Annotated in this window: 8 protein-coding genes; 5 read left to right on the top strand and 3 right to left on the bottom strand. The window is 66.7% G+C overall.

Going from position 1 to position 12,117, the window contains the following annotated elements; all coding sequences use genetic code 11:
• Positions 1-5 precede the first annotated feature (5 nt).
• The gene (locus tag IFT82_RS12055) at positions 6-2,156 is read right to left on the bottom strand and encodes a TonB-dependent siderophore receptor (RefSeq protein WP_192127074.1); all 2,151 of its coding nucleotides are present in this window, start codon (positions 2,154-2,156) and stop codon (positions 6-8) included.
• Between the two features lie 155 nt (positions 2,157-2,311).
• Between IFT82_RS12055 and IFT82_RS12050 the strand changes: the two genes are divergently transcribed.
• The 3 genes from IFT82_RS12050 to IFT82_RS12040 are packed head-to-tail and all read left to right on the top strand — an operon-like array spanning position 2,312 to position 5,741.
• A complete protein-coding gene (locus IFT82_RS12050) occupies positions 2,312-3,049 on the top strand; it encodes an ABC transporter ATP-binding protein (protein ID WP_192127008.1) in 738 nt (245 codons plus the stop codon).
• Positions 3,046-4,485: an ABC transporter permease gene (locus IFT82_RS12045; protein WP_192127006.1), complete on the top strand. Its 1,440-nt coding sequence runs from the start codon at positions 3,046-3,048 to the stop codon at positions 4,483-4,485. Before IFT82_RS12050 ends, IFT82_RS12045 begins: the two co-directional genes overlap by 4 nt.
• Complete coding sequence (locus IFT82_RS12040; protein ID WP_192127004.1) at positions 4,482-5,741, top strand: DUF3526 domain-containing protein; 1,260 nt, start codon at positions 4,482-4,484, stop codon at positions 5,739-5,741. Before IFT82_RS12045 ends, IFT82_RS12040 begins: the two co-directional genes overlap by 4 nt.
• A 28-nt stretch (positions 5,742-5,769) precedes the next feature.
• Here IFT82_RS12040 and IFT82_RS12035 read toward each other — a convergent pair whose 3' ends face one another.
• Entirely contained in the window at positions 5,770-7,083 is a 1,314-nt protein-coding gene (locus IFT82_RS12035) for a sigma-54-dependent transcriptional regulator (protein WP_244646712.1), read from the bottom strand.
• A complete protein-coding gene (locus tag IFT82_RS12030) occupies positions 7,080-8,828 on the bottom strand; it encodes a sensor histidine kinase (RefSeq protein ID WP_192127002.1) in 1,749 nt (582 codons plus the stop codon). Before IFT82_RS12030 ends, IFT82_RS12035 begins: the two co-directional genes overlap by 4 nt.
• Positions 8,829-9,063: 235 nt before the next feature.
• Here IFT82_RS12030 and IFT82_RS12025 point away from each other — a divergent pair, with 235 nt between their 5' ends.
• Positions 9,064-10,398, top strand: a complete 1,335-nt coding sequence (locus IFT82_RS12025; RefSeq protein ID WP_192127000.1) for a dicarboxylate/amino acid:cation symporter — start codon at positions 9,064-9,066, stop codon at positions 10,396-10,398.
• A gap of 162 nt (positions 10,399-10,560) precedes the next feature.
• The gene (locus IFT82_RS12020; RefSeq protein WP_192126998.1) at positions 10,561-12,108 is read left to right on the top strand and encodes an alginate export family protein; all 1,548 of its coding nucleotides are present in this window, start codon (positions 10,561-10,563) and stop codon (positions 12,106-12,108) included.
• Positions 12,109-12,117 lie beyond the last annotated feature (9 nt).

Below are 12,117 nucleotides of genomic sequence, written 5' to 3'. Positions count from 1 at the left end.
CCGGGTCAGAAGCCGGCACGCAGCCCGATGGTGGCGGTGCGCGGTGCGCCGGGCTGCACCCAGACGGGCGAGTAGCTGTTGGCGTACCAATGGTCGTTGAACAGGTTGGCGACGGTGCCGAACAGTTCGACGCCCTCGGTCACCTCCACCTGCCCGAAGACGCGGGCCAGCACGTGCGACGGCAAGGTGAAGCCGGTACCCGTCTCGCCGTTGCGCTTTCCAACATATTGCACGCCGGCCCCCAGCGACGCCTTGCGCGTGCCGACCGCGAACCGCTTTGCCGCCTGGGCATTCAGATTGTGACGGGGAATGTTGATGAGCGGATCGCCCGGCCTGATCTGAAAGGAGAAATTGGGGTCCAGCACGCTCGACCGGGCTTCGGCGTCGGTATAGGCATAGCTCAGCAGCATATCGACACCGCCGGGAAGGCGGCCGTTGAGGTCGAATTCGATCCCGCGGCTGCGCGCCTTGCCGATCGCCACCGAAAAGCCGGGGTTGAGCGTATCGGTGGCCAGGACGTTCGATTTCCGGAGCTGGTATACCGACAGCGTGCCGGTCAGCCGGCCGTCCGCCGACGCCAGCTTCAGGCCGATTTCCATCGACCGGCTTGTCTCCGGTTCGAACACGTTGCCGGCGGCATCGGCGCCGATATTGGCGCGATATCCCTCGCCATATGCCGCATAGACCGACACCGGATCGACGAGTTCGTACACGATCCCCGCCTGCGGGCTGAACCGGCTGCGCTGGCGCTTGCCCGTCACGCCGGTCAGGCGATTGTCGACGCGCAGCAGGAAGTCGTCGTATCGTCCGCCGATCCGCACCTGCAGCCGGTCGGTCAGGCTGATCTGATCCTGGACATAGCCGCCCATGGTCCGCTGCACGTCCAGCCGGTTGGTGATCGGCGCGGTGACGGGGACGGGATAACGACCATATACCGGGTCCAGCAGGTCGATCACGTAACCCGCCAGATCGGTCGTCGCCGATGTCACCACCGGTCCGCGAAAACGGGTGAAGAACTGGTCCGTGTCGAAATGGTCGTAATCCCCGCCGATCAGGACCCGGTGGCGCAACGCCCCCGTCTCGAACTCGCCGGCGATCTCGGCACGCAGCACGCTGTGTTCGGAGGTATAGCGCCGCGTCCGCCGTTGCCGCGACAATGATCGACCATCGAGATACAGCTTCTGCCGGTTACGCACCGTCTCCGCATCCGACGATGCCCCGGTCAGGCGGGTGTCGCGATGGCTGGCCCCGATCGACACGCTCCAGCCATCGCTGAAATCATGTTGCAGCCGCAGTTGATGCCCGGTGGCCCGTGCGACGGTATCGCCGTCGCTCGGCTCCCCGAGGAAGCGGGTACGCGGCACCGTGTCGAACTCGCCGTTCAGGACGACGATGCCGCGATCGAACGGCACCTCCACCCGTGTCCATTCGAAATCATAGGTCAGCCGCGTCGCATCACCGAGGCCAAGGCCGATCGACGGCAGGAATCCCCAGCGTTTCTGGGCCACCGTATCGCGGAACGTATCCCCCGCCTCGGCATAGCCGATCAGACGCGCGGTCAGGTTGCCGGTCAACGCCAGGTTCGCATCCGCCTCCGCCCGAACGGTGTCGAAACTGCGATACTGGACGGCGGCGCTGCCGAAGCTGCGCCCCAGTTGCGCCTGCTTGGTGACCAGGTTGATCGATCCGCCCGGCTCGCCTCGACCCAGCACCGCCGCCGCGGGCCCTTTCAGCACCTCGACCCGCTCGATCCCCGCCACGTCGCGCTGACCGCTGAACCCGCGCCCGGCGTTGAACCCGTTGACCAGATAGCCGCTGGGCAGGTTCTCGTCGCCCGCGAACCCGCGCACGGCGAAGCTGTCCCACAGCCCCCCCAGCGTGTTCTGCCGCACCACCGAGGCGTTCAGGTCCAGCGCGTCGGTCAGACGGACGATGTTGTTGTCCCGCAACACCGCCTCGTCGATCGTCGTGATCGCCTGGGGCGTCTCGCGCACCGCGATGTTGCCGCGATACGACTGGCGGACACCGGTGATGGTGATCTCGTCGCGATCGGGTTCGGCGGGCACGTCGCCATCGGGCTGCGCCCAGGCCGCCGAGCATGACAGGGCGACGGCAAACGGAAAGGCACCCGCCGCCGAGGCGGCGCCCATGGACATACGCAAGTCGATTTCCCCTTCGCACGACACGGCGACGCCCGGGGCGTGGCCAGAACCCGGCGGCTTATGACGGTAATGATGTATCATCGTCAATGATATCTTGTTACATCGCTCCGGATGTCGCATGGGGTCCGCCCGCGACGCTTGAGGTACGCATGCCGACGACGATCGATCCGATCCTTATCAACGACTTGACCCTGATCTATGATCGCCACACCGTGCTGGATGGCCTGTCGCTTGCCGTTCCCGCCGGCAGCATCACCGCCTTGCTGGGTGGCAACGGCGCGGGCAAGTCCACCACCCTGTCCGTCCTGCTCGGCTTCGCCCGCGCGCAATCGGGGACGGTGACGATATGCGGGATCGATCCCGTCGCGCAGCCCGATGCCGCCCGGCGGCGCATCGCCTATCTGCCGGAAAACGTCGCGCTCTATGATCATCTCTCGGCGGTCGAGAACGCCGATTACCTGCTGGCCCTGTCAGGCGAACGGCAGGGGCGGACCGCCATCGTCGATGCGCTGGCGGCTGCGGGGTTGCAGGAACGTGCCTGGGACCAGCGGCTCGGCGGCTTTTCCAAAGGGATGCGGCAAAAGGTCGCGATCGCGGTCGCGCTGTTGCGGCAGGTGCCGGTGCTGCTGCTCGACGAGCCGACCTCCGGACTGGACCCCCGCGCCACCGCCGATTTCAACGCGTTGCTGATCGCGGTGCGGGAACGCGGTACCGCCGTCCTGATGGTGACCCATGATCTGCTGTCCGCCGCCGATATCGCCGATCACATCGCCTTCCTCGAACACGGGGGCGTCGCCCATGCGGTGACGGCGGACGGGCCGGAGCGGTTCGACGTGCGTGCCCTCCATGCCCGGTTCCAAATCGGCGACGGGTGGGCGGCGGCATGAGCGTCGTTCGACTGATCGCCCGCGACGAGTGGCGGATGATGGCCCGCAACCGTGTCGCGTTCATCGCGATCGTGCTGCTCGTGCTGTTGACGCTGGTCGCCACCGCCAGCTCGTTCGCGCACCAGCGCAGCATCGCCGCCCTGCGCGATCGCCACGCCCATGCCGCCGACACCGCATTCGATGCCCAGCCCGACCGGCACCCGCATCGCATGGTGCATTACGGCACCTTCATCTTCCGGCCGCTCGGGCCGCTCGCCGCCTTCGATCCGGGGGTGGACGCCTTTACGGGCAGCAGCATGTTCCTAGAGGGGCATCGACAGAACACCGCCAATTTCGGCGACGTCCGGCAGAGTTCGCTGCTGATCCGGTTCGGCCAGTTGACGCCCGCCTTCATGCTTCAGGTCGTGGCGCCATTGCTGCTGATCTTTCTGGGCTACGGCGCACTGGCGCGGGAGACGGAGCGCGGTACGCTGCGGCTGCTGATGTTGCAGGGCACCAGCCGGGGGCAGGTGGTGCGCGGCAAGCTGCTGGCGCTGGGCACCGTGGCGCTGCTTGCCGCCACGCCTGCCGCGATCGGCCTCGTCGCGGTCGCCGGCCAGCCGGGCGCGCTGGCCTGGCCGATACTGGCGATTGTGCTGGGTTATGCCGCCTATCTCCTGCTGTGGACGGTGGTGATCCTGCTCGTCTCCACGCTGGTCCGTCGCGGCCGCGATGCGTTGCTGGCGCTGCTGGCGATCTGGGCGGTCGCGGTCGTGCTGCTGCCCCGTGTCGCTCCCGATATCGCCAGTGCCGCGATCCCGCTGACGAACCGGTTCCAGACCGACGTCGCCATCGCCCGCGACCTGCGGCGGATGGGGGACAGCCACGATCCGGACGATCCCCATTTCGCGGCGTTCAAGCGATCGGTGCTGAACCATTACGGTGTGGCGAAGGTCGAGGATCTGCCGGTCAACTACAAGGGCGTGGTCGCGGTCGAGGGCGAGCGGATGACCTCGTCGTTGTTCGATCGCTATGCCGCCGCCAGCTTTGCCGCGCAGGCCGGTCAGAACCGGCTGGTGGCGGCGGTCGGGTTGGTCAGTCCCACGATCGCGCTGCGCTCGCTGTCGATGGCCGCGGCGGGTACAGACGTCGCCGGGCATCGCCGTTTCATGGAGCAGGCGGAGGCGTATCGCTATGCGCTCGTCCAGCGGCTCAATCACCTGCAAGCCGCCGGCGTCAGTTATGCCGACGACAGCGCCACCGACGCCGATGCGGATCGTCGTAAGCGGATCGGCGCCGATCACTGGCAGGCGATCCCCGATTTCCGCTTCGTTGCCCCCGGCGGCGGCACGCTCGCCGCGGCGGCGCTGCCGGGGCTGGTCGTCGTGATCGGCTGGCTGGCGGTTGCCTCCACGCTGTTGATGCTCGCCACCCGTCGGCTGGGGGCAGGGCGATGAACCTGCTGCGCCTCGAACTCCGGCTGTTGCTGCGACAGCGTCTGATCGTGATCGCGCTGATCCTGCTCGCGTCGCTGACCGCGGCCGCACTGGCCGCCGGGATGGCGGAGGTGGCACGCCAGCGCGCCGCCATCGCGGCGATCCCGGCGGCACAGGCGGAGGATATCGGTGCGGTCGCCGATGATGTCGACCGCACCGGGGATGCCGGCAGCGCCGCCTATTACAGCTTCCATCCGACCTGGGACGCGCCCGCTCCGCTGGCCTTCGCGGCCCTGGGGATGCGTGACGTCTCGCCCTACATCCTTCGCGTCCGGGCGCTGGGTCTGGAAGCACAGATATACGACGGCGATATCTTCAATCCGGAGGCGGCGCTGCCGGGCCGGTTCGATTTCGCCTTCGTGCTGGTGTTCCTGGCACCACTGTTCGTGATCGCCCTGTTCCACGATCTGGTTTCCGGCGAGCGGGAGGCGGGTCGGCAGCGGATGCTCGATGCGTTGGCGCACGGCGGACGGCGATTGTGGCGGCGGCGCACCGCCCTGCGACTGGGATTGTTGTGGATCGCGTTATGCGCTCCGTTCGTGATCGCATCGGTGATCGAGGGCGTGTCGGCGGTCGCGATCCTGACGGTATCCGTGGTCGCTCTCGGCTATCTGCTGTTCTGGGTGGGGCTGTCCGCGCTGATCGGGCGGTGGCGCTGGAGCTCAGTCACCAACGCCGCGACGCTGGCGGCAGCGTGGCTGGTGCTGGTCCTGATCGTCCCGACTTTGGCGAACGTCGCGATCAACACCGCCATCCCGGTCGATCAGGGATCGGAGATCGCGCTGGCGCAGCGGGAGGCGGTGAACCACGCATGGGATATCCCGCGCGAGGATACGATGCGGCGCTTCTATGCGAATTATCCCGAATGGTCCGATACTGCGCCGCTCGGAACGGCATTCCATTACAAATGGTATCTCGCCTTCCATCAGAACGGCGATGACAGCGTCGCGTCACGGGTGCGGGCCTATCGACAGGGTCTGGAGGCGCGCGATGCCGCCGGTCGCGCACTCGGCTGGCTGCTGCCGTCGGTCGGCGTCCAGGCATTGCTGATGCGGCTCGCCGATACCGATCTGACCGCACAACTCGCCTATCAGGACCGGGTGCGAGTATTTCACCGCCGCTTGCGCCAGTTCTACTACGGCTATCTCTTCCGCGATCGCCCCTTCACGCGCACCGATTTCGATCGGGCGCCCTGTTTCGCGCCACCGTGCCGCTGATGCGGTCGATCCCGTCCGGCGGCGAACGCTATGGACGGGGCGGCGCGATCGACCGGCGCAGCGTGGTCAGGTCGATCCCCAGCCGCTGCACCTTGTAATAGAAGGTCTTGCGGGGCAGGCCGAGTTGCTGGATCGCGACCCCGATCTCGCCCCCGGCCGCCGTCACGGCATCGATGATCGCCTGTCGTTCGAAGCCGTCGACGCGTTCGGGCAGCGTCGCGGCGGCGGCCAGGTGGTCCGCCTCCACCCCTTCGAGCCCGATCACCACCCGGTCGGCGAAATGCGCCAGTTCGCGCACATTGCCCGGCCAGCGATGCGTCGCCAGATGCTGTCGCACGGCATGGGTCAGGGGCGGGATCGGTCGCCGCAGCCGTGCGGCAGCGGTGTCGACCAGATGCGCGAACAGCAGCGGCACGTCGTCCAGCCGCTCGCGCAGCGGCGGGATGCGCAGGCGTACCGCCGCCAGCCGGTAGAACAGCGCCGGCAGCACCCGGTCCTCCGCCTGATCGTCCGCCGTCGCGATCAGCCGCAGATCGACGGGCATCGCATCATGCCCGCCGGCGACCCGCAACGTCCGATCCTCCGCCAGCGGGACGAGCCGTTCCTGGAGGGCGGGGGAGGCACGGTCGATATCGTCGAGGAACAAGGTGCCCCCGCGCGCCGCGGCGACGGTACCGCGCGCGGCGAACATCTCCTCGTCCAGCAGGGTATCGGGCAGCGCGGCACAGGCGACCCCGACGAACGGCGCCCGCGCCCGCCGCCCGCCACGATGGATCAGCCGGGCGACCAGTTCCTTGCCGGTCCCGGTTTCCCCCTCGATCAGGATATCAATATCGGTCTGTGCGACCACCGCGATGGTATCGCGCAGCCGTTCGATCGCGACGGAGCGCCCGACCAGCGGCGAGGCATCCGTCACCAGCGCCAGCGCGCGCAGCCGGCGGTTGTCGAGCACCAGTGATCGCTGCGCGACGGCACGCGCCAGTGCCGCGAGCAGCGCTTCCGGATCGAACGGCTTGGTCAGGAAATCCCACGCCCCCGCCCTCAACGCGTCGACCGCCATCGGCACGTCGGCATGACCGGTCATCAGCAGCACCGGCAGGTCGGGATCGCATTCGCGCAGCCGACGGAACAGCTCGATTCCCCCGATCTGCGGCATCCGCACATCGGTGACGACCACCCCCGGAAATGCCGGATCGATCGCCGCCAGTGCCGCTTCCGCTCCCGTGAACGGTACGACGCGGTATCCCGCCAGATCCAGCGTCTGCGCCAGTGCGGTGCGCAGATCGTCGTCGTCGTCGACCAGTGCGACCACCGGCATGTCGTCCGCGTCGGTTGCGGTCATGCCGGGCGCCTCAACTTCAACCGGAAACAGGCGCCATGGTCGGACGGGATCAGTTCCAGATTGCCGTCCATGTCGGTCATGATGTCCAGGGCGATCACCAGCCCCAGCCCCAGTCCGGACGCCCGGCTGGTAACGAACGGGGTAAATATCCGGTCCGCCACCGTCGGTGCGATGCCGGGGCCGTTGTCGGCGATATCGACCAGCAGATACGCGCCCGCCTGACGGATAGATACCGTGATCGTCGCATAACGCTGACCCGCCAGCGCCTCCGCCGCGTTCTGGAGTAGATTGACCAGCACCTGTTCCAGCCGCACCTTGCCCGCCATCACCCGCAACTCCGGCGGGATCGGGGGAATGGACAGGTTGATCCCGGCCAGCCGCCCCTTCAGGATCAGCAGCGCGCCGTCCATCGCCTCGGCGAGTGCGATCGGCTGTATGTCGCCGGTTCCCTTGCGGGCGAACCCGCGCAATTCGGCGGTCACGGTGCCGATCCGGTCCGCCAGCCGTCCGATCGCCTGAAGATTCGCCCTTACCTGATTTTCGTCGCCCCGGTCGAGCAGCCGTTCGCTGTTGACGGCATAGGTCCGGATCGCCGCAACCGGTTGCGCGGTTTCGTGCGCGACACTGGCGGTGATCTGGCCCAGCGTCGCCAGGCGGTTCGCCTGCCGCAAGCCTTCGCGCAGCGTCTCGGCACGTGCCTCGCTGGCGACCCGTTCGTCCATCTCGCGGCGCAGTTCGCCGGTCCGCGCGGCGACGGCGGCTTCCAGTTCGATCGTCCGCGCGGCGGCGGCGGCAACCTGCACCGCGCGTCTGCGCCAGCGCTCGGCGATACCCCAGGCGACGCCGATCAGCGCGAGCACCGCGAAGGCGGCGGCGAACTGGGCACTGCGAACCGCACCGCGGACCTGCCTGGCCGCGGGCGCCAGCAGGTGCAGCCGCCATCCGTCCGCCGGCGACAAGGCGGCATGCACCATCTGTTCAGACGACGGCGACAGGCGGACGCGACGCCGTTCGTTGGCCAGACCGAAGGGCAGGGGACGCAGCGATCCCGGCCCGGACTTGAGTTCCGCCTGCAACCGCTTCGTCACCGCCGGGGACATCGGCCTGGTCGTCCGGAACCGCCAGTCCGGCCTGCTGGTGACCAGGATCACGCCCATGTCATCGGTCACGAAGGTGATGCCCTCCGCCTGCCGCCACTGGCGTTCGATCCGGTCGAATTCCAGCTTCACGACGATCACCCCGTCATGATCGACCCGGCGGCTGAGATACAGGCCGGGCTTGCGGCTGACTGTGCCCAGCCCGAACTGGCTGGCGGCGCCGTCACGCTCGGCCAGCCGGTAATAGGGACGAAAGGCGTAATCCTGCCCGACGAAACTGCGCGACGTACGCCAGTTGCTGGCCGCGATCGCCCGCCCCTGACGGTCGAGGACGTAGATCGCCGCCGCCCCGGTCGTGGTGGCCAGCCCTTCGAGCTTGCGGTTCAACGCCAGTCGCGCCTCCCCCGCCGCGACCAGCGCGGCGGGCAGATCGCGATCCCCCGCCAGTGCCAGCGGCAGCAGGCGAAACCGGGCGACCTCGCTCTGGAACAAAGCCTGGCGCAGCCGCGCATCGGTGCCCGCCTGCATCTCCAGCGCGTTCAGCGCGCGTCGTTCGGCGATCGACCCGACGATCCAGGCCGCCGCCACGGGAAGCAGCAGCGCGACCAACGTCCAGCGCCACCAGCGACGAAGTGGATCGATCAGCATCGTGCCTGCCTAACGCGCCCCGCCGGCATGTGCAAATTTCGGCACTTTCAGCGTTCGGGTATGCCGCATGACCGCTGTGTCCATTCCATTTCCACAGATAATATTGTCTATATTCAACATTATAGCGCGGCTTGGCATGTCGCTTGCTCCATCACGGCGATTCGATCCACAATCAGGCATCACGCAACCATCCGCAGAGATGGCACTGCCCACCACGAGGATGAAAGGCCCGACGATGACTCTCGATATACCGTCCACCGCCACGCCACCGGTCGCCCGGCCATGGTATCGCCATCTCTACGCGCAGGTGCTGGTCGCGATCATCGCCGGCGTGTTGCTGGGCCATTTCTATCCATCGACCGGTGAAGCGCTGAAGCCGGTGGGCGACGCCTTCATCAAGCTGGTGAAGATGGTCATCGCCCCCGTCATCTTCCTGACGATCGTCACCGGCATCGCCGGAATGCGCGATCTGGCGTCGGTTGGCCGCGTCGCAGGCAAGGCCTTCATCTATTTCTTCTTCTTCTCCACGTTGGCGCTGATCGTCGGCATGATCGTCGCCAACGTCGTCCAGCCGGGCGCGGGCCTCAACATCGATCCCGCGACGCTCGATACCACCAAGATCGCCGATTATACCGCCAAGGCGCATGACACGACGATCACCGGTTTCCTGACCGGCATTATCCCCGACACGCTGCTGTCCGCCTTCACCGAAGGCAACATCCTGCAGGTGCTGCTGGTCGCGATCCTGTTCGGCATCAGCCTGGCGATGATCGGTGAGCGGGGCGAGGGCGTCCTGAACTTCTTCGAAGACGTGTCGATCGCGTTCTTCAAGCTGGTGTCGATCGTCATGAAGGCGGCACCGATCGGTGCGTTCGGCGCGATGGCGTTCACCATCGGCAAATATGGCGTCGGCACGCTGGCCAATCTGGCGATGCTGGTCGGCACCTTCTATCTCACGGCGCTGCTGTTCGTCATCGTCGTGCTGGGCGTGGTCGCTCGGCTCGCCGGGTTCTCCATCTTCAAGCTCATCAGCTATCTGAAGGCCGAATTGCTGCTGGTGCTCGGCACCTCGTCGTCGGAAAGCGCACTGCCCTCGCTGATCGAGAAGATGGAGCGGGCGGGTTGCCCGAAGTCCATCGTCGGGCTGGTCGTGCCGACCGGCTATTCGTTCAACCTCGACGGCACCAACATCTACATGACGCTGGCGGCGCTTTTCATCGCGCAGGCCTGCAACGTCGACCTGACGATCGGCCAGCAGCTGCTGCTGCTCGGTGTCGCGATGCTCAGTTCGAAGGGTGCGGCGGGCGTGACCGGCGCGGGCTTCATCACGCTGGCGGCCACGCTGTCGATCGTGCCGACGGTGCCGGTCGCGGGCATGGCGCTGATCCTGGGTGTCGATCGCTTCATGAGCGAGTGCCGCAGCCTGACCAACTTCATCGGCAACGCGGTCGCCACCGTCGTCGTATCGCGCTGGGAAGGCGCGCTCGATCGCGACCGGTTCGATGCGGCGATGCGCGGCGAGATGCCGCGGGTCGATCAACTGCCGGCGGGCGCGATCCCGGCCGAATGACCGACGGATACGTCCGACGTCGTTGATCACCGCATTAGTGGAACGGAAAGACCGGTCGATTAGAGAGCGCGCTCTATGAAGAGCATTTGGTACGGGCATCGCATCCCGACAGCGCACCGACCGGTCATTTCCTCCGCCTTCGATCCCAAGGATCCCATCGCCATGAAGACCATCACCCGGCCGCTCGGCGCGGTCGCCCTGTTGCTGTGCCTTGCTACACCGGCAGCCGCCGCCACCGCCGCCACCGCCGATCAGCCTGCAACCGCCACGGATCTACCCTCCACGCCGGCACAGACCCAGAATCCCAAGGAACTGGCCAACCCGACCGCCGCCTCGCCCATCGCGGAATCGTACCCGGCCGAAGCGGCGGGGGACGGCGTGACGACGGGCGGCTATAACCAGTCGCGCTGGGCAGAGGACTGGACCCGCTATCGCGATCCCAAGAAACGCGACGATTTCCTCGATCGGCTGAAGTTCATCCCTTTCAGCGACAAGGGCGACATCTACCTGACCCTGTCGGGCGAACTGCGCCTTCGCGTCAACGAGACGACCAATCCCAATCTGCGTGAAAGCGATGCGCAGCGACAGGACATCAACCGGATCGTCGGGGGTGCCGATCTTCATCTGGGCAAGCATGTTCGGCTGTTCGGCGAACTGGCGCATGGCGGTCTGGCCGGGCGTAACCTCGGCACGGTCGCCGCGACGCTGCGCAACGATCTGGTCGTGCAGCAATCCTTCGTCGATGTGACCGGCGATGTCGCCGGCGCCAATCTCGGCGTCCGTTACGGCCGCCAGACCTTTGCCGACGGACCCAATCTGATGGTGGTCCCGCGCGACAACAATACCATCTTTTTCGTGTTCAACGGCTTCCGTGGCTGGGCGCGGGGTAAGACGCTGCGCGCGGACGTGTTCGACTTCAAGACCACCCGGCTGGGCGTGGGCGGCACCGGCGACGATATCACCGACGATGGCCGTCGCTTTTCCGGCATCTCCAGCGGCGTAGTGCTGCCCACCACATTGTTCGGCAAATCGAAGCTGTATCTCGATCCGTTCTTCTGGCGGCTGCGCAACAGCGCGGCAGTGTGGGGCACCACCACCCGGCGCGAGGAACGCAATTTCTATGGCTTGCATTTCTGGGGCGATGTCGGGCCGGTCAACCTCGACTGGACCATCAACCATCAGAGCGGCAATTACGATGGCCGACCGATCGATGCGTGGCTCGTCCTGCTGGCGCAGACCTACAAGCTGGGCAAGGATCGCACCGCGCCGCGGGTCGGCATCCATGCCGATTATGCCAGCGGCGGCGGTGCCTATGGCACCGGCAAGCTGCGCAACTCGCTCGCGCCCTTCGGCAACAACATCTATTACAGCTATCAGTTGTTCGCGACCCCGACCAACCTGATCGCGGTCGCCCCCAACTTCACCTTCACCGCACTCGGCAAAATCCGTATGACTGCGGAATACCAGTTGTCGTGGCGGGATACGACGACCGACGCGGTCTACCGTGCGAACGGCACTGCGTTTGCCGGCACGCAGAACGTCAGTGGTCGCAAGATCGCCGACACGCTGCGCTTCCAGGCGGTCTATCCGATCACCTCCCGGATCAGCTTCACCGGCCGCTACGAGCATCTGATCGCCGGACCGGCCCTGACCCGGGCGGGCTACGCCAATTCGGACTTCTTTGCCGGCTGGCTGTCGTTCCGGTTCTGACCAAATCCG

The sequence above is a fragment of the Sphingomonas sp. CFBP 8760 genome (genome assembly GCF_014841615.1).
GTDB lineage: Bacteria > Pseudomonadota > Alphaproteobacteria > Sphingomonadales > Sphingomonadaceae > Sphingomonas.
This window is presented reverse-complemented; position numbering and strand designations above follow the sequence as displayed.

Bases quoted from the DNA above. Each gene is read 5' to 3' on its own strand.
- IFT82_RS12050 (WP_192127008.1), top strand. From the start codon at position 2,312: ATGCCGACGACGATCGATCCGATCCTTATCAACGACTTGACCCTGATC.
- IFT82_RS12020 (WP_192126998.1), top strand. From the start codon at position 10,561: ATGAAGACCATCACCCGGCCGCTCGGCGCGGTCGCCCTGTTGCTGTGC.
- IFT82_RS12055 (WP_192127074.1), bottom strand. From the start codon at position 2,156: ATGTCCATGGGCGCCGCCTCGGCGGCGGGTGCCTTTCCGTTTGCCGTC.
- IFT82_RS12030 (WP_192127002.1), bottom strand. From the start codon at position 8,828: ATGCTGATCGATCCACTTCGTCGCTGGTGGCGCTGGACGTTGGTCGCG.
- IFT82_RS12035 (WP_244646712.1), bottom strand. From the start codon at position 7,083: ATGACCGCAACCGACGCGGACGACATGCCGGTGGTCGCACTGGTCGAC.
- IFT82_RS12040 (WP_192127004.1), top strand. From the start codon at position 4,482: ATGAACCTGCTGCGCCTCGAACTCCGGCTGTTGCTGCGACAGCGTCTG.
- IFT82_RS12045 (WP_192127006.1), top strand. From the start codon at position 3,046: ATGAGCGTCGTTCGACTGATCGCCCGCGACGAGTGGCGGATGATGGCC.
- IFT82_RS12025 (WP_192127000.1), top strand. From the start codon at position 9,064: ATGACTCTCGATATACCGTCCACCGCCACGCCACCGGTCGCCCGGCCA.